Annotated in this window: 15 protein-coding genes; 14 read left to right on the forward strand and 1 reads right to left on the reverse strand. The window is 67.4% G+C overall.

The genetic code is table 11. The features are described 5' to 3' along the window. Positions 1-204 precede the first annotated feature (204 nt). The 11 genes from AR3_RS30415 (at position 205) to AR3_RS10205 (ending at position 10,409) form a co-directional block, all read left to right on the forward strand. Positions 205-522, forward strand: coding sequence for a hypothetical protein (locus tag AR3_RS30415; protein ID WP_146150175.1), 318 nt, complete (start codon positions 205-207; stop codon positions 520-522). Continuing rightward, positions 522-944 carry a hypothetical protein gene (locus AR3_RS10160; RefSeq protein WP_067912073.1) on the forward strand — a complete coding sequence of 141 codons (423 nt, stop codon included), beginning with the start codon at positions 522-524 and terminating at the stop codon, positions 942-944. Before AR3_RS30415 ends, AR3_RS10160 begins: the two co-directional genes overlap by 1 nt. Before the next feature lie 477 nt (positions 945-1,421). Next, a complete protein-coding gene (locus AR3_RS10165; protein ID WP_146150176.1) occupies positions 1,422-1,769 on the forward strand; it encodes a hypothetical protein in 348 nt (115 codons plus the stop codon). A 103-nt stretch (positions 1,770-1,872) separates the two neighbouring features. Further along, entirely contained in the window at positions 1,873-3,054 is a 1,182-nt protein-coding gene (locus AR3_RS10170; protein ID WP_067912079.1) for a C40 family peptidase, read from the forward strand. A gap of 31 nt (positions 3,055-3,085) precedes the next feature. Beyond that, entirely contained in the window at positions 3,086-3,715 is a 630-nt protein-coding gene (locus tag AR3_RS10175) for a prepilin peptidase (RefSeq protein WP_067912082.1), read from the forward strand. A gap of 167 nt (positions 3,716-3,882) precedes the next feature. Further along, complete coding sequence (locus tag AR3_RS10180; RefSeq protein ID WP_146150177.1) at positions 3,883-5,631, forward strand: DUF4398 domain-containing protein; 1,749 nt, start codon at positions 3,883-3,885, stop codon at positions 5,629-5,631. A gap of 40 nt (positions 5,632-5,671) precedes the next feature. Further along, positions 5,672-6,871, forward strand: coding sequence for a hypothetical protein (locus AR3_RS10185; RefSeq protein WP_146150178.1), 1,200 nt, complete (start codon positions 5,672-5,674; stop codon positions 6,869-6,871). Between the two features lie 52 nt (positions 6,872-6,923). Next, positions 6,924-7,256 carry a hypothetical protein gene (locus tag AR3_RS10190; RefSeq protein WP_157406644.1) on the forward strand — a complete coding sequence of 111 codons (333 nt, stop codon included), beginning with the start codon at positions 6,924-6,926 and terminating at the stop codon, positions 7,254-7,256. Between the two features lie 564 nt (positions 7,257-7,820). After that, a complete protein-coding gene (locus AR3_RS10195) occupies positions 7,821-8,342 on the forward strand; it encodes a prepilin peptidase (RefSeq protein ID WP_067912094.1) in 522 nt (173 codons plus the stop codon). Between the two features lie 524 nt (positions 8,343-8,866). Beyond that, entirely contained in the window at positions 8,867-9,235 is a 369-nt protein-coding gene (locus AR3_RS10200; protein WP_106258187.1) for a DUF6086 family protein, read from the forward strand. Positions 9,236-9,542: 307 nt separating this feature from the next. Further along, positions 9,543-10,409 (forward strand): hypothetical protein, encoded by an 867-nt coding sequence (locus tag AR3_RS10205; RefSeq protein WP_067912100.1) that lies wholly within the window; start codon positions 9,543-9,545, stop codon positions 10,407-10,409. Between the two features lie 573 nt (positions 10,410-10,982). Here AR3_RS10205 and AR3_RS29495 read toward each other — a convergent pair. Continuing rightward, complete coding sequence (locus tag AR3_RS29495; RefSeq protein ID WP_083951243.1) at positions 10,983-13,217, reverse strand: LCP family protein; 2,235 nt, start codon at positions 13,215-13,217, stop codon at positions 10,983-10,985. A 458-nt stretch (positions 13,218-13,675) separates the two neighbouring features. Here AR3_RS29495 and AR3_RS10215 point away from each other — a divergent pair, with 458 nt between their 5' ends. The 3 genes from AR3_RS10215 to AR3_RS10225 all read left to right on the forward strand — a co-directional run bounded on the left by AR3_RS10215 (position 13,676) and on the right by AR3_RS10225 (position 17,334). Next, positions 13,676-14,479 (forward strand): succinate dehydrogenase subunit SdhC, encoded by an 804-nt coding sequence (locus tag AR3_RS10215; RefSeq protein ID WP_067912102.1) that lies wholly within the window; start codon positions 13,676-13,678, stop codon positions 14,477-14,479. A gap of 144 nt (positions 14,480-14,623) precedes the next feature. After that, positions 14,624-16,567, forward strand: a complete 1,944-nt coding sequence (locus tag AR3_RS10220) for a fumarate reductase/succinate dehydrogenase flavoprotein subunit (protein ID WP_067912105.1) — start codon at positions 14,624-14,626, stop codon at positions 16,565-16,567. Beyond that, a complete protein-coding gene (locus AR3_RS10225) occupies positions 16,564-17,334 on the forward strand; it encodes a succinate dehydrogenase/fumarate reductase iron-sulfur subunit (RefSeq protein WP_067912108.1) in 771 nt (256 codons plus the stop codon). The genes AR3_RS10220 and AR3_RS10225 overlap by 4 nt, the downstream gene beginning before the upstream one ends. Positions 17,335-17,396: the final 62 nt, after the last annotated feature.

Here is a 17,396-nt window from a genome sequence, read left to right on the forward strand (position 1 = left end):
GCTTGCGATGGCGCACCGAGGGGTGGAGGGAAGAGCGCTGGGGCATCGCCCGCGGCCGGTTCCGTGACCGTTGACACGCTGTCTTTCGTCCCGCCTGATCGAATGCGGAGGGTCGCCCCGAGCCGTTCCGAGGTGGCTCTTCAACTCGTGCTGGATGGGGCCACGGCGCGGGCGTCCGTTTCGCGGACGCCGCCTCCTGGGCTGATGGTGTACAAGTCCGGAAGGGACGTAGGTTCTGTGCGCTTCCGGGTCGGAGTGATCCGGGCCAAGCTGTCGGTCGAGGCTCCGGGCGCCCGATTCGCCGAACGTGAAGTGAAAATTCGGGGAGCAGTCGAAGCCAGACTCTTGGAGACATCCTTCACGGAGAATGGAGAACCTGCGCGACAGGTCGATGTCGTGATCGGTACGACCGCCGGCCCGCAGTACGCCATTCGGTACGGGGCCGCACAGAATGCTTTCGATCAGGCCGGTGTCGCTCGAATGCTCGCCACCGCCGTTGTCGCGGCCCCCGAGGGAACGTGATGCGCGTCAAATCCGTGATGATGGGCGCCATCGGGTCATTGCTCGCCAGCCTCATCCTGGCGATCACTGTCGGCATTTTGATCGAGGAGGGGGCCGAGCCGGGCGTAGGCTCGAACGTGATCGCCTGGACCCTGGGGACGGCGGCGCGTGCCGCCGGCGGAGCCCTGGCCGCCTGGCGGACGGTGTCCGCCGGCCGTGCCCGTCTAGTGATCGGTGCCGCCGCACTGTCCGGTGCCGTCGGCTATGCCGTCTTCCTGCTCCTGATGGTCACGCTCAGCCTGCTCGCCGGCCTCGGCGGGCCGTCGGCGGGAGACTTCCTCGGCCTGATTGCCTGGACTGCGCAAGGGGCGCTCGGCGGCCTGGGCGTCGCTGTGCTGCTGCGCTCGCGTATCCAGGCTGCCGGCGGGTCGTGGTCTTACTGATCTCTAGTGGTCGCCACCAGAAACGCCCTGAGAATGTCGTGCCAAAATGGGCCCCGACCTAAGCCCACGGGCCCTGGGCGAAGAAGGGAAAAGAGCCTACCGTGTCGCACCATGAGCGTCGGTGGGTCCAATCGTGCCGAGGACGCCGGAGCGGCCGGGGAGTTCTCACCGGGTGCAGAGTCGTCACCGGGAACGCAGCAAGGTTCGGATACGCGGAGAGAAGACCGCGTCCTTCCACCGAAGCGCACGGCTCCTTTCGAGGACGGGAGCACCGCGGACGAGTCGGCCGTGTCCACGCAGCGCCCTCGGGGGTGGCAGCGTCCGGAAGGCGGCTCGCTGGGCGCAGGACGGTCGACTGTGCGCTGGGGCGCGCCCCGCGGTCCTGAGACGGACATCGGTTGGGTGCCCTCCTCGAATGGGCGCAGGGTCGGACGAGCCGCCGCCGTGGCGCGCCTTTTCGTCTCATGGGGCGCAGCGGTGGGGGTATGGACCATCGGCGCGATCGTTGCGGCCGATCTGGCGCCTTCGCCCAAAGGCACCGTTCCGGTCAACGAGCTGGGAGAGGTGCTCCGACTGCACCTTCCGTGGATTCTCACCAGCTTCCTGGGGACTGTGGTCGCCGGCATCTATCACCGTGAGGCACCTGACGGGATGTACCGGTCGTGCGCGATCCTGCTCGTTCCGATTGCGGGTGCCGTGGCCGGGGTGGTGCTCGGGACACCCGCGGCCTCCACGCTCCTGGCAGCCCTGATGTACGTGATCGACGTGCTCTTGGGAGCGGTTCTCGGTCTCCTGATCGCCAATTCGCTCCGGGAGCAGGATTAGCTGCAGTTGGGTCCCTGGGCCCTGTTCTCCGGATTTCCGGTCGCCCTACCCTCGGCGGGGAGCCTTCTCGATTGATGCGGGACCTGCTCAACGGGGAAGACGGATGATTCAGCGGTTGCGGGGCGTCGGCGCCCGTCGCCACGACGACAAAGGCGGGGGAACAACGATCCTGTTGGCGGGCATGTCCATCGCTCTCGCCTTCGGGGCGGCCATGTTCTTCAAGATCACCCAGCTGAACGACTTCCGGACCAGGGCGCAGGAAGGTGCGGACGCTGCGGCGCTCGGCGCACTGGCCCCGCTACGGGATGAGGCCGTCAACTTGGCCTTGCAAGGCATTCCGCCGGACATGATCGGCTACTGGGTCACCGGCGCGGACGCCACAGCCGCTGCCGAAAAATACGCGGTCAAGAACGACACCGAACTCGTTGGCAAGGTGCGGCAGACGAGCATGCTCGGCTACGTGGCCAAGGCGACCGTCCAGACCAAGTACTGCCAACTCAAGGACGACAGGGAGCTGACCCCTCAAGAGCGGGATGATTTGAAGGCGGGACGCAACCTCTGCACGGACACTGAGGGAAAGAAGGGAATAGGTCGCAGGGCAGGTGCGACCGCCATCGCCAAGTTCTTCCCCCCGACCTGCTCGTACGAATGGATGCCGGGCGAGGGAAGTCCGGACGGCGGCGGCTCGCCGCTGCCGGCGCGACTCCTCTGCAACAACGTACAGGTCTGGCCGAACGGAAACCGCAGCAAGGTGTCGAAACTTTTCAAGGTCAGGCTGGTCGACAAAGAGGACCCTCAGCCCTACACGGGGTTGCCCTACGGTCCCGGAATCGGCGGTCCGATGCCGGACCCGGGGCCTTTGCCCGAGGGTACGCCGGAAATGATCAAACGAGTGATCGCATTCGCCGTGGCGCAGCTCGGGACGTGGTATCAATGGGGCGGAACCTGTACCAACGCGAGTCGTGTCGCCCCCACCCCCGCGAATTGCGACTGCTCCTCCCTGACCCAGATGGCTTACCGGGCCGCGGGCATCGCGATCCCGCGCGTCACCTATGATCAGGTCAACTACGGACGGCGAATTGCCCCAGGGCAGGAGAAGGCTGGTGACCTGGTGTTCTTCCGGCCCGGTCCGAGAGGACCCGAGCACGTCGGGCTGGTCGTCGACCCGGAAAAGGGCATCATGATCCACGCGCCGCACACGGGTGCCCGTGTCGAATACGCCAACTACAAGTCTCGCGGGCCCATCGCGTTCGTGCGCCCCTACAACGAGAGCAGAACCGCCTGATGGGCGCATTCACTCCGGCGCCGGGGCGGCGATGAGCGGTTGGGGGGTCGTCCTGTCGACAGCCGCGGTCGGTCTCGTCGTCGGATATTGCCTGGCTCCGCAGGGCGAACGCTATGAAGTGAAGTTCACCCCCGCGCGCCGATGGGTCGTCGCGGGAACCACCGCTGCGGTCTGCGCGGCGCTGGGCTGGCGGTTCGGTGCATCGCCGATACTTGCCGCCTACCTATATCTCGGTGCGGTCGGAACTCTGTTGAACTTCATCGACCTCGCGGTAAAACGGCTGCCGGATCGGTTCACCCTCCCGTCGTACGGAATCGGTGCGGCACTCATGGCTGTGGCCGTACCCTTCGTCGACGATGGACTCCGCCATCTGCTGAATGCCCTGGTCGGAATGGCAGTGCTGTGGGTCATCTATTTCCTCCAGCACTTCTTCGTTCCGCAGGCCATCGGGCGCGGAGACATGAAGCTGTCCGGTGTACTTGGGCTCTACCTGGGCTGGTTGGGGCAGGACGCCTGGTTTTACGGCGTTATCGCCGGTGCCCTTCTCGGAGGGGTCGCCGCCGTGGGGTTGATGCTGACGCGCCGAGCCTCCCGCAAGTCAGAGATGCCGTACGGCCCGTTCATGCTGGCGGGAACGCTGATCGGGATCCTCTTCGGATGACGTTGCCTTATGACGCGATCCCGCAGTGACGCGGGCCTCGAGTTTGGGTCCGTTTTTGGGCCCTGAGGCTCATGTGCATGATCAGCCCTCGGCATAACATCGAAAGTCGGTCTATGTCAGTCTAAGTCCCGAGGTAGGCAGTCCAGCGCGGAGGAACACGGGCCGTGATGAACTTCTGGCGTAGGGCTGCTGAGCGCCCTGCTGATCGAGGTGCATCGTTCTTCGAGTACGCGGCGCTTCTCGCCGTGGTTTCCGGAATCATCGCGGCCCTGGTGTTGGCCGATGTCCCTGAGCAGATCCTGTCCAGGACCGGGTCCGTAATCTGTAAGGCCCTTGGCGGTTCCGACTGTGGAGGGCCTGTAAACAGCGGTCAGCCGAACGCCGGCCAAAACCCGAAGGCGAGTGACGGCGACGACGGTGACTGCGAGGGGAATGTCTTCCAGAAGGGCCTCTGTCACACTGGGAACTTCCTGGGCGGGGTCGGCAAGGCGTTCTGGAACGACATCATCTACCCGACCGGGATGAGCTTCAAAGGCTTCGGGCTGGGCCTTTGGGACATCGGAACGGGAGTCTGGGAGGGAGTCACCTTCACCGGCTGCCTCCTTCATATCTGCAGCCATGACGGCTTCAAGAGCAATTGGAGTGCCATAGGAGCCCTCTTCACCACCGATCCCAGAGAAACCATCCCGGTTCTCTGGGACGAGATGACCAAGCATTGTCGGAAGTGGAGCAACGAGGACGTCGCGCGTTGCGCGACGGGCTTCATCGGGTCGCTCGTCGGGACCAAAGGCCTCAACAAGCTCGGCAAACTCGGCAAGCTCGGCAAGATTCCCGAGGGAGCGCTCTCCAAGATTGACGAGCTGGCCGACGGAGCGAAGGACGCCGCGAACCGCGCGGAGCGGCTGGCCCGTGAGGGCAAGGTCGATGAGGCGCAGCGCTCCGCCGACGAGGCCGCGCGGAAGGCCGACGAAGCTGAGGCGGAGGCACGAAGAAACGGCTGCAGGGTCGGCTCGCTCGCTCCACCGGGCGAGCTGGGGAGCGTCCTGTTCGGCCGCATGGGCGCGGGCGTGCCGACGCGCGCTCACCAAGGTCTGGCGGTGCCCGTTTCCCTCGAGGGTGACGAGTGCCCGCCGAAGAGCGCGAAGGAGGCCCGGCGCCAGGCCGGCCGAGCGGCCAAGGCCGTTCTGAAGACGAGGTTGAAGACGCTCGGGCTCAGCGACGCCGATATCGACGCCCTGCTCGGGAAGATCAAGGACACCGACAAGGGCTCCCTCGACGCCCTGCGCAAGACGCTGGACGCCACCTCCGACGCCGCCAAGGCGCGTCACATCACCGAGGCGCTTGGGGACCTGGCGGGCCTCGCCGGACGCAACGGTCTGACCAACCAGTCCATCCAGGGTGTGATCGCCCGGCTCAAGAATGCGAGTGGACAGCCCCTCAACGCCGAGAACCGGGCGCTGCCCTCGCTGGCGGCCGAGGTGAGCCACGCCCGCAGGGTGGCCGATTCGGGCCAGGTCAAGCCCGGAACCCGCATCGCGATCGGTGCGAAGGGCGGCACCGACTTCGGCGGCGGGCACAAGGTGGAGTTTCCCGCGGGCGTGGACGCGGACGTCGCCTACGTGGACGCGAGCGGGCGGGTGCACCTCAACGAGGTCAAGGAAACGATGAACGCGCTGATCAGCACCCTGAAGAAGGAGAACGGCGGGCAGCTGGACAAGTACAAGAACTGGGAGGCCTCCAGCAACGGCAAGGCCAAGTTCGTGGTCATGTCGGCGGACGGTGCCGACGACCTCTTCAAGCCGGCATTCCGGACCCAGCTCCAGCAGCTGATCGATTCCGGTATCCCGGTGGAGATCGCCGGCAAGGAGTACGACTCCGCGGCGCTGCGGGCGGCGCAGGCTCGTGGACACTTCTGATGTCGGCGCCCATCGTAGGGTGCCGGAGGAGAGGAGCGTGGTGACCGGGGACGAGCTGGCACCGGAGGAGCTGAGGGGGATCAGCTCGCCATGGTGCCTGACCGACGCGACCGTCAGAATGATCGTGGCGCGCGAACAGGACACGACGACCGCCTCAGTCGAGCAGGCACTCGACGTCCTGGAACGCTGCCGCCGCAGGGCCGCCGCCCATCCTCGGCCGCTCGACATGACCGCCCGGGTGGAGCAGTCGGCGCTGCTGGCGGGGATGGGCGAAGCGTGGGCCGAGTGGCTGCGTCCGTTGGAGACGGCCATGCCCACGCTGGACGACATACGGGTGTCGAATGTGGCGGCGCTGGTCCGGCGCGCCGAAGTGGAGGTCTCTCCCCAGGTCAAGGCGGTCTTCCCCGAAGAGGGCGTGGTGGCCGTCCCACGGAACAGGCCGTCCCTGGACGTCCTGGTCGAGCTGACACGCGTATGGGCGGAGGATCTGTGGCCCACCCTCACGCGTCAGGTGAGCGGCTGGCTGAGTGAACGGCTGAGGCTGGGGGGCTCGGAGGATCACCGAAGGCGCTATTTCGCCCTTCTGGCGGCCGTGGTCCCCGACCTTGGGGACTACGGCGATGCGCTGGTGACCCACCTGGAGTTGACGGGCAGCATGGAGACAGCCGCCTACCTGCTGTGCATCGAGCGGCATCCCCGGACGGCGGAGGCGGCGCGACGCAGCGCCGCCGCGTGTCTGCGGCGGCTGGAGCAGGCGGCCCATCCGCACGGGGACGACCTGCCGGAAGAAATCTGGGATCGCCGTGGACGTCGTTTGTCCGGCGTCCGCACAGGGTTCGTCCGGCAGCACGACGGCCCTCCGGAAGAGCAGATGCTCGAGTTGTCCTTCGAAGACGGCACGGCGCTGCAGATCTGGGCCGGGTACGAGGGGCGGCTGCGTTTAGAGGAGGGCCCGCACACTCCCGGATCCGGGGAGAGCCACTCCGAAGTGGAGGGCTTCACGGAGGCGCAGCTTCTCACCGACGATGTGGAGTGGTATTTCCACGACATCGGCGATGACCCGCGCGTGGCCGACGCCATCGGCCGGACGCTCACCGATTTCCGGGCGTTCAAGGGAGACGATGACCGCGAAGGGCTCGTCTTGCAGTTCGAAACCGTGATGGTGCGGCTTCAGACCGTCGACGATCTGGTCTTCGAGATGACGTGGGGCGACGCCGCGTCCGGGTGGATGGAGGAGTGAAGTGGGCAGGTCCCGTGTCGCTCAGATGCCGGCGGCGTTGACCACGGCACGCGTGCTGATGTTCATGGTGGCGGGGCTGTCGGCGCTGTGGGTTGTGGCATTCCTCGTCGGCTACGGCGTGACGTCCGAGAACGTCGGCGCGGCCATGGTGCAGCTCCTCCCCGGCGCCTTCAGCTTTGCCCTGGCCGTGAAGATCCGGCCCGAACGCCCGCGCATTCGTTTGTGGATCAATATTCTCGAGGTCGTCTGGGTCCTGATCGCCTTCGGCAGGATCGGGCAGGGAGACGTGACCGGGGTCCTGGGGCTGATCCTGCCCGGTATCATCCTCGTGCTGGTCAACACCCGCGCGGCGCGCTCCTATTTCGTGCCCGGCCGCTACTTTTGATTCCGCGGCTCCTGTCGCCGTTTCAGATTTCGGGCCGCGGGCGGCGTTCGGTGCCGGCGGAGTGGAGAGTGATCGTCTACGTCGAGTGCGGCGGGCGTAGCCTCTGAAATCCGCCCATAGGGCGGTCGGGTGTTCATACATTCGGTCATGGCCTTGGAGGCTGTTTGCGGGGCAGGCTTCAAGGGGTGAGCGCTGCCATTCCCGACGATACCTATGACATCAACGTTGGAAGGGGCGGTTGGAGGCCGAGTAGAGGACGCCCACCGGGTGCCACGGCCAAGGTGTGCAGCATCGAGGTGTGCGCCCTGTCCAAGGGCGGGACGATGCTGGCTCTGACCGTGCGTGCTCCACGAGAGGAGTTCGACGCGACTGGGATGTAGGTGCGGGATTGAGCATGGTGTGTGGACGCCGCATGGAGATCGAGCTTTTGGGATGGGAGGCGGGAGTGATAGCGAGGTGAGCGCAGACACGTCGGGCGCCGGCGAAACCAGTGCGGCCGATCGCCCGGGTGCGAGTGCTTGGTCCCTCCGTGCGGATTGGACGGAACCGGTCAGGCGGAGTCCGGTGCGGGTGCTGCTGGCGGGGGCCGCAGTGCTGGCGCTGCTGTCGTGGCGGATCGGGTTGAGAGCCGACCTGGTCGCGTTCGCATATCTCGGCTGCGTCGGCGTGGTGCTCGGTGTCGTCGACGTCGCTCTGCGGCGCCTGCCCGATCCGCTTACGCTGCCTTCTTATCCCATCGGCATGGTGTTGCTCAGCGCGGCTGCACCGAGCACTACCGACGGCGGCGGTCGTTTCATCGACGCTCTGATTGGGCTGGGAGTGTTGTGGGGGCTCTTCTTCCTTCAGTGGGTGGTGGTCCCCCGCGCTCTTGGGTTCGGTGACGTGAAGCTGTCGGGCGTTCTCGGGTTGTATCTCGGCTGGCTGGGGTTCGACGCCTGGACGCTCGGTGTGCTGGCCATGTTCGTCCTGGGCGGCCTGTACTCGATCGGATTGATCGTGTTCAGGCGCGTGGGTCGGAAAGCCACGATTCCGTTCGGACCGTTCATGCTGCTCGGCGCGCTCGTGGGAGTGCTCGTGCACGCCTAATTGCAGGCACGGCATGCAGACATTGGCCGGCTTCGATCCGGCGCTCCGCGCACACCACCCCGGACGTGCGAGTGTGCACAAGGTTCCGATGGCGCCGAGCAGCCACGGGCTGAGTGACGTCGAGCTGTCTGGCGTCTTCGTATGGACCTGGGACGGCTTGCGGGAGACCTCGATGACAGGCGCGCCGGTGCGGCGGGCCTTGCAGAGATCACCGATACCCGCCATCGACGCGTCCGCCGCGTACCGTTTGATGTTCACCGCGCCGTCACCGACCACTTGCACCCGCGCAGGGGCGGCGACATGTGCAGCGCCCTGGAGGGAAGGGCGTAGCGGTCGTGCCGGCGCGCCGTCCGTCTCACGCGCCTCCAGCCACATACTTCGTCACGGCCTGATCGCCCAACGTTCCTCCGGAGAGCCCCCTCATTCGTGCGCTACATGATCACTGTGTCGCGGGCGGTGTCCTGGCTTCACCTTTGGCTGTGCTAATCAGGTTATGAGGTCCGAGCAGACGGTGGGATGGAAGAGTGAGCATATACATCAAGCATGGAGACCGGACCATCTGGAATCCGGCCATGGGCGTCGGCCGGGTGTTCATTCACTCGGTCACGGCCTTGGAGGCGGTCGCTGGGCTCCCGTCGGGCGTGACGGCCGTCATTCCCGACGATACCTACAGCATCGATGACGGCGAGCTCCGCGCGTTCGCCCAGGAACTGGTCAATGGCTACTTCTCCACGTCGCATCCGCTGTATCGGATGATGGTCGGCGGCGTCCTCAAGACGTGCCTTGTGCTGTTGGAGCGGGCAGGCAATCCGCTGCACATCGATCCCGTCAACGAGGATCACATGTCGTTTCTTCGCGAGCTCGGTTATCATGCCCGGTTCATGCCCATATGAGGTCGTCGTTGTCCCCAGGATGACTGAAGAGCTCGATCTTCATGTCGTGCGTCACCCAGCACAATCTCCCGTTCGGCCATCCAAGGATGGCGTCGTTAGCGGAGAAATCGACATCTGTGCACGCGAGGTGATCATCGAAGATGCAAGACACATCCGGAGGTGAATGGCGGAGGCAGGGGGCGGGTTTACGTCCTGGCGCCGAATGTGTCCATTGCCGGCTGCAAGCGGTTCGAGCGGGAATACAGTGTTCGGGTGGTAGTATCGATCATCTGTAGAACAACCTGAAGCGCAGAGGGCTCTGCTGGGCATGCGGACACTGGACCTGATCTTCGCTCATCCGGTGCCGCCGGAGGAGTTGTTCGATCTGGTCTCCTCGTTCGGAGGCGTTTCCACCGGAAATGTCGACGCCCCCGCCGAGGTCAGCATCTCGCGCGGCCGTGCCTGGATACTGGTGCACGGATACCCGCCGGACCGGCTGGAGTTGGCGCCCCGCTGGATTCCCCTCTACACGGAGGCGCTCCGAGCGCCGCCGCGGGGAAGGGTCATCGTGCATGTGGCGCGGGCCACGGGCAGTGAATGGTTGGCGGCCGAGTTCGTCCTGGCGGCAGAGGAGAAATGGGACGGCCGTTTCGTCATCGACGATTTCGCCGACGAGGTCGTCACGCTCGATGAGTTCCACACCAGGCTGGCCGAGCGCCACAGCGGCTTCTTCTGGCCGGGCTATGACGCATCCCCTCGCGCGCTCCGGGAGGCCCGGGCCATTTCGGTCGAGGTGCTGCTGCCCGCGCAGGCGCAACCGCGCACGGTCGAGCGCTTTCTGATGTCGATCGGCGCGGCGATGCATCCCGACGACCATGCCGACGCGTCATTGACGCGCGGGAACGCGCGGATCTGGGTGCGTCTTCGAGAACCGGGGGTCATGCCTTCGGATGTCAACGCGGATCGCCTGCGCGGCCATCTCGCTCTCCTGGGCGCGCCGCCCTATCACTCGTTCGCTTTGGACGTCTTCGACACCGAGGAGTCGCAGCGGCTCGCTCTGGAATTCCTTGAGGCGTTGGCTGCGAAATGGGCGCTGCTGCTGATCCTGCGGCCCGATTACAGCGTTCTGACGATGGACGACATCCGCGCCCGGGCCGCGTCTGATCCATCCGACCCGTTCGCTTCCGGGGGCTGACCGATATTTCCCAGGCTTCCGCGCACCCAGAAGTGGACGTCCACCGGGCGGGGCGGTGTTCGCGCGGGAAAAGGTGACCGTTCCCTCGCAGAGGCCGCCCTTGGACACCATGGTGGAGCTGATGCGCATCTGGGGGAACGGTCTGTGGTCCACGCCGGCCCGTTAGGTGAGTGGCTGGCTGTGCGAGCGTCTCAGGCGAGACGGGATGAAGGAGGACCGCAGATGCTGTTTCGCCCTGCTTGCGGCTGTCCTCCCCGATCTCGGGGAAGTGCGTCCACGTCGACTTCACCGTCGCCCGCGTGTGGACGGAGTCGGTGAGTTTGGCCGTTGGGCGCCGTCGTGACGTGGCTGGTCAGCTTCGAGTGCGACCGTTCTCGCAGTAGGGGCCTGCTCCCCGCATGTGGCGCACTCGGGAGCTGCCCAGGCAGCTTGTATTCAAGCAATTGGTCGTGCTCAGGCGCAGGGGGCCGAGGTGCCGCGATGCCCTTGGGGCCGTTCATGCCGATTGGAGTGCTCGTGCGCGCGTGAGCTGACCGGCGGAAGAGAACCTTGCGGTCCCGCCCGCCGGTCGGCTCACTTGCAGGGGTTCTTGCCCGCCTTGACGCCGCCGGCGATCTTGTCGATGGCGGGCGGGGCGAGGCGGACGCCGGGTCTGCCGATGACGAGGGTGATGTGGTCGGCGGGGGCGTTTCCGTCCGCGGTCAGGACGGCGTTGGGGACGACCGCCGCCAGTGCGGACGCCTGGCCTTCCGCCGACGGGTTGTAGATGATGCGGCTCTCCGGAGCCTCGGCCTCCTTCTTGATCTTCTTGTCGACCTTGAAGCCGCGGTTCCGCAGCCGACGGGCGACCCCGCGGGCGTCCTTGGCGCCCGCGTCCACCACCGTCACCTTGACCTTGTCGGGCGACGGGACGGCCGGCTTGGGCGCGGGCGGCTGCTCGGCGGGCAGCTCGCTGTCGTGGCGGATCGCCTCGAACAGCGGTCTGGCCCGCTCCTCGTTCCACTGGACGCGGTTGGGGTCGGGCTCGTAACGCTCCACCGGGACCGTGACGAACCGCACCTGGCCGGCCTTCAACCCGCGCAGCCCCTCGGCCAGCTTCCGCATGGCCTGGAAATCGAGGTCCTCGTCGGTGGTGACCGACTTGGAGACGGCCTTGAGGAACTTGTAGGTCTTGGCCGGGTCGGTCAGCACCTCGCTGCTGGTGGCCTTGTCCACGACGGACGCCATGAACTTCTGCTGCCGCTCGATGCGTTCCAGGTCCGAGCCGTTGCCCAGCGTGTAGCGGGCGCGGACGTAGCCGAGGGCCTGCTCGCCCTTGACGGTCTGCTTGCCGGCCTTCAGCACCAGTTCGGCGCGCGGGTCGTTGACGGGACGGTCGACGCAGATCTCCACGCCGCCCAGCGCGTCCACCACCCGCTTGAACCCGGCGAAGTCCACCTGCACGAAGTGGTCGATGTGGATGCCGGTCAGCTTCTCCAGCGTCTTCCAGGTGCAGGTCGGACCGGCGAACGCGAACGCGGTGTTGAGCATCCCGAACCGGCCGGGGACGGTGCCGCCCTTCTCCTTCTTGCAGTCGGGGATCTGCACCATCGAGTCGCGGGGGAAGCTGATCCCCACGGCCTGGTCGCGGTTCGGGGACAGGTGCAGCAGGATCGCTGTGTCGGAGCGCGCGCCCGTCAAGCCCGCGGCCGCCCCGTAGCGGGCGTTCTCGCCCTCGCGGGTGTCGGACCCGATGAGCAGGATGTTCAGCGACTTGTTCAGCTTCTTGGGGCGGTCGGTGCCCAGCTGGTCGGTGACGTCCTTCTTCTCGATCCCGCCCATCAGGTCGGCGTAGAGCCAGTAGACGCCGACGGCGGCCGCCGCGACCAGCGCGGTGGCGCCGATCGCCACGCGCCGCCATATCCTGCGCCGCCGCTTCTTGCGGTCGGCGGGTGCGGCGGACTTCTCGGCAGCGGTGCTGTCCTTGTCTTTGGCCGACGTGGTTTCGCCGTCGCCGGACGCGTTGTCGCGGTCCGTCTGCGCGTCTGGGGCGGACGGATCAGAGCCGGCGCCTGCGTCAGTCGCGTCGGCTGCTGCCGCGGACGTGCCGGATGTGTTCTCGGTGGTGGGGCCGTCCTTGTCCTTGGTCGACGTGGCTTCGCCGTCTGCCGTGGCGTCTGAGGCGGCCGGTTCGGAGGCAGCGGCTGTATTCGCCGTGTCTGCTGCGGGCGTGTTCTTTCGGTCGGCGGTCGCGGCGGGTTCAGCGGGCTCCTTGGCGGAGGCGCCGTCCTTGTCTTTGGCCGTCGTGGTTTCGGCGTCTGCCTTGGCGTCAGGCGACGTGCTGCGGCCGGAGGTGGGGGAGACGGACTCGTTGTCGTGGTCCGCCTGGTTGTCGGTTGCGGTCTTGTCTGTGCCGACCGTTTCGGAGGCCGCAGCTGCGTTCGTCGTGCCGGCTGCGGCCGGGGACGTGCCGGGAGTGTTCTTCCGGTCGGCGCTCGGGTCGGTGGTGGCGCCGTTCTTGTCCTTGGTCGACGTGGGTTCGTCGTCTGCCGTGGCGTCCGACGCGTTATCGCGGTCCGTCGTGTTGCGGGGTGCGGTCTTGTGCGCGTCGGTCGGTTCGGAATCGTCGGCCGCTGTGCTCGTCGTGTCGGCCGGTTCGGGGGTGTCGGCGGACGCGGGCGTGTCGGTGGAGTCCGTGGCGGGCTCGGAGCCCGGGGCGCCTTCGGCGGCTGTGGAGCCGGGGGAGCTCGTGGCGGGAGCGGCGCCGGGGGTGTCGCTGGTGGCGGGGTCCTTCGCGAGGTCGTCGCGTCCGGGGTCGTTGTCGCTCATCGGTCCCGTTTCAGCAGGCCCTGCCAGGGCGTTGGATTGTCAATAGCTGTCAGTTTATGCAGGTGCCGCCGATGTCAGGGGTGCTGAAGCGGCGGGGCGCCGCATTCGGCCAATTGCGCGCGCCGGATCGGCCGGGCGGGGTCTGTTCGGGCCGGGGCGGGGAGCGGCGGCGGGCGGGGCGGAGGCGATTCGATGCTGATTCGCGCTCGTCTCGATTCCCGGGGGTCATAACCCCTGGTTATGGGTTCTCCGGGGTTGCGGCCTTCCAAAATCTGTGGCCAGGGTCACAGCAAAGGCTGGCTGTTATGTATGTCACAGTGCCACTGTGGTGACGTAAGGTCGCCTGACCGAAAGCGCGCACGAGGCGTCACCGCCTGTCGCGGCCGAGGCGCGGCGGCCGCGCGGTGCGCGCGGCCGTGGTACGGGGACCGGATGACCCGAACTCAGGAGTGCGAGCGATGAGCACTGTGGAGGCGCCCGCCAAAGCGCGCGCCAAGATCAAGGAACGGACCCTCCGGCGGGACAACTGGCGCGTGTACCCGATCACCACCCTGGTGGCGTTCACCGCCTGGGTGGCGTACGCGACGGTACGCGCGTTCTGGGGCTCGGCCTTCTACGTGCCCGAGTACCACTACCTGACGCCGTTCTACTCGCCGTGCGTCAACGAGATCTGCGGCGAGGCCGCCGAGTTCGGCACGTTCCTGCCCGCGTCGACCAGGGGCTGGATCCCGTTCGCGGCGGTGTCCCTGCCGTTCCTGCTGCTGTTCCGGCTGACCTGCTACTACTACCGCAAGGCCTACTACCGGTCGTACTGGGCGTCGCCGCCCGCGTGCGCGGTGGCCGAACCGCACAAGCGGTACACCGGCGAGCGGCGGTTCCCGCTGATCGGGCAGAACCTGCACCGCTACTTCTGGCTGGCCGCGGTCGTCATCTCGCTGATCAACACCTGGGACGTGATCCGCGCGTTCCGCGGCGAGGACGGCGGGTTCGGCGTGGGGCTGGGCACGCTGATCCTGCTCGTGAACCTGATCCTGCTGTGGGCGTACACGCTGTCGTGCCACTCCTGCCGGCACATCGTCGGCGGGCGGCTGAAGCACTTCTCCAAGCACCCGGTGCGGTACTGGATGTGGCAGCAGGTCTCCAGGATGAACCAGCGGCACGGACAGTACGCGCTGATCACGCTGGGTTCGCTGGTGGTGACGGACCTGTACATCGCGCTCGTGGCCAGCGGAACCATCTCCGACCTGCGCATCTTCAACTGAGGACGGGCATGCCATGGGGACGAGCGCAAGCACGGCCGCGGGACCCCGCGCGCGGGCGCGGCGGGCGGACGGGGCGACCGCGGGCAGGCAGGGCGGCGCGGCGGCGCGCCGCGAAGGCGACCGGACGGGACCGGGGAGCAGGTCATGAGTGAGATCGAAAGGCACGCCTACGACGTCGTGGTGATCGGCGCGGGCGGTGCCGGGCTGCGCGCCGCGATCGAGGCCCGGATGCAGGGCAAGAAGACCGCGGTCATCTCCAAGTCGCTGTTCGGCAAGGCCCACACCGTCATGGCCGAGGGCGGCGCGGCCGCCGCGATGGGCAACGTCAACCCCAAGGACAACTGGAAGGTCCACTTCCGCGACACCATGCGCGGGGGCAAGTTCCTCAACAACTGGCGGATGGCCGAGCTGCACGCCAAGGAGGCCCCCGACCGGGTGTGGGAGCTGGAGGCCTGGGGGGCGCTGTTCGACCGCACCAAGGACGGCAAGATCAGCCAGCGCAACTTCGGCGGGCACGAGTACCCGCGGCTGGCGCACGTCGGCGACCGCACCGGGCTGGAGCTGATCCGCACGCTGCAGCAGAAGGTCGTGGCGCTGCAGCAGGAGGACCACCGCGAGTACGGCGACTACGAGGCCCGCATCAAGGTGTGGGCGGAGACGACCGTCACCCGGCTGCTGAAGGACGGCGACCGGATCTGCGGCGCGTTCGCCTACGTCCGCGAGACCGGCAAGTTCGTGGTGTTCGAGGCGCCGGCCGTGGTGCTGGCCACCGGCGGCATCGGCAAGGCGTTCAAGGTGACGTCCAACTCCTGGGAGTACACCGGGGACGGGCACGCGCTGGCGCTGCTGGCCGGGGCGACGCTGCTGAACATGGAGTTCGTCCAGTTCCACCCCACCGGGATGGTCTGGCCGCCGTCGGTGAAGGGCATCCTGGTCACCGAGTCGGTGCGCGGCGACCGCGGGGTGCTGAAGAACTCCGAGGGCAAGCGGTTCATGTTCGACTACATCCCGGAGGTGTTCAAGGACAAGTACGCCACCTCCGAGGAGGAGGCGGACCGCTGGTACGACGACCCGGACAACAACCGCCGTCCCCCCGAGCTGCTGCCCCGCGACGAGGTCGCCCGCGCGATCAACGCCGAGGTCAAGGCGGGACGCGGCTCGCCGCACGGCGGCGTGTACCTGACCGTCGTGGACCGGATGCCCGGCGGCGCGGAGGAGATCAAGCGGCGGCTGCCGTCGATGTACCACCAGTTCAAGGAGCTGGCCGGCGTCGACATCACCACCGAGCCGATGGAGGTCGGCCCGACCTGCCACTACGTGATGGGCGGCGTGGAGGTCGACCCGGACACCGCCGCCGCGCTGGTCCCGGGCCTGTTCGCGGCGGGCGAGGTGGCCGGCGGCATGCACGGCTCCAACCGGCTGGGCGGCAACTCGCTGAGCGACCTGCTGGTGTTCGGCCGCCGCGCCGGGCTCGGCGCCGCCGAGTACGTCGACTCCCTGGGCGAGCGGCCGACGGTGCCGGACGAGGCGGTCGAGGCCGCGGTCGCCGAGGCGCTGGCGCCGTTCGAGCGCAAGGGCGGGGAGAACCCGTACGCGGTGCACGCCGAGCTGCAGCAGACGATGAACGACCTGGTCGGCATCATCCGCAAGGAGGAGGAGCTCAAGCAGGCCCTCGAGGCGCTGGACAAGCTGCGCGAACGCGTCCGCGACGTCAGCGTCGAGCCGGTCGCGGTGAACGACGGACGCGGCTACCACCCCGGCTGGCACCTGGCCCTGGACCTGCGGAACATGCTGCTGGTGTCGCAGGCGATCGCCAAGGCGGCGCTGGAGCGGCAGGAGAGCCGCGGCGGGCACACCCGCGACGACTACCCGCAGATGTCGCCCGAATGGCGCAAGATCAATCTGGTCGTCCGCCTGGCCGGCGATCCGGACGACCTGCGCGTGGAGCTCAAGCGCCAGGAGATGGAGCCGATGCGCGAGGACCTGCTCGCGCTGTTCGAGATCGACGAGCTGAAGAAGTACCTCACCGCCGAGGAGCTCCCGGCCGAGGCCGCCGCCGGTGACGAGGACGAGGAGGGCGACCGATGAGCTACAAGGCCAAGTTCCGGGTCTGGCGCGGCGACGCGGGCGAGGGCGAGCTCCGCGACTACACCGTCGAGGTCAACGAGGGCGAGGTCGTCCTCGACGTCATCCACCGGCTGCAGGCCACCCAGGCGCCGGACCTGGCGGTGCGGTGGAACTGCAAGGCGGGCAAGTGCGGCTCCTGCTCCGCCGAGATCAACGGCATGCCGCGGCTGATGTGCATGACGCGGATGTCGACGTTCGCGCCGGACGAGACGGTCACCGTCACCCCGATCCGCACCTTCCCGGTGATCCGCGACCTGGTCACCGACGTGTCGTTCAACTACGAGAAGGCGCGGCAGATCCCCGCGTTCGACCCGGGCGACGTCAAGCCGGGCGAGTTCCGGATGCAGCAGGAGGACGTGGAGCGCTCGCAGGAGTTCCGCAAGTGCATCGAGTGCTTCCTGTGCAACAACGTCTGCCACGTCATCCGCGACCACGAGGAGAACAAGCCGAACTTCTCCGGGCCGCGGTTCCTCATGCGCATCGCCGAGCTGGAGATGCACCCGGCTGACACCGCCGACCGGCGCAAGATCGCTCAGGACGACCACGGGCTGGGCTTCTGCAACATCACCAAGTGCTGCACCGAGGTCTGCCCCGAGCACATCAAGATCACTGACAACGCGCTGATCCCGCTCAAGGAGCGCGTGGTCGGCCGCCGGTACGACCCGCTGGTGTGGCTCGGGTCCAAGCTCGGCATCGTCAAGAAGGGGGAGGACACCCCGTCCGCGTGAGCGGGACGCGTCCGTCGGCCGCGCGGCCGCGCGGGCGCGGCGGGCGGCGAGCCCCCGTCGCC

Origin of the sequence: Actinomadura rubrobrunea NBRC 15275 (assembly GCF_001552235.1) — a bacterium.
In the GTDB taxonomy this organism is placed as follows: domain Bacteria; phylum Actinomycetota; class Actinomycetes; order Streptosporangiales; family Streptosporangiaceae; genus Spirillospora; species Spirillospora viridilutea.

Coding starts and splice junctions, on each gene's coding strand:
- AR3_RS10205 (WP_067912100.1), top strand. CDS start 9,543: ATGCGGACACTGGACCTGATCTTCGCTCATCCGGTGCCGCCGGAGGAG.
- AR3_RS10170 (WP_067912079.1), top strand. CDS start 1,873: ATGATTCAGCGGTTGCGGGGCGTCGGCGCCCGTCGCCACGACGACAAA.
- AR3_RS10225 (WP_067912108.1), top strand. CDS start 16,564: ATGAGCTACAAGGCCAAGTTCCGGGTCTGGCGCGGCGACGCGGGCGAG.
- AR3_RS30415 (WP_146150175.1), top strand. CDS start 205: ATGGTGTACAAGTCCGGAAGGGACGTAGGTTCTGTGCGCTTCCGGGTC.
- AR3_RS10180 (WP_146150177.1), top strand. CDS start 3,883: ATGAACTTCTGGCGTAGGGCTGCTGAGCGCCCTGCTGATCGAGGTGCA.
- AR3_RS10160 (WP_067912073.1), top strand. CDS start 522: ATGCGCGTCAAATCCGTGATGATGGGCGCCATCGGGTCATTGCTCGCC.
- AR3_RS10220 (WP_067912105.1), top strand. CDS start 14,624: ATGAGTGAGATCGAAAGGCACGCCTACGACGTCGTGGTGATCGGCGCG.
- AR3_RS29495 (WP_083951243.1), bottom strand. CDS start 13,217: ATGAGCGACAACGACCCCGGACGCGACGACCTCGCGAAGGACCCCGCC.
- AR3_RS10175 (WP_067912082.1), top strand. CDS start 3,086: ATGAGCGGTTGGGGGGTCGTCCTGTCGACAGCCGCGGTCGGTCTCGTC.
- AR3_RS10215 (WP_067912102.1), top strand. CDS start 13,676: ATGAGCACTGTGGAGGCGCCCGCCAAAGCGCGCGCCAAGATCAAGGAA.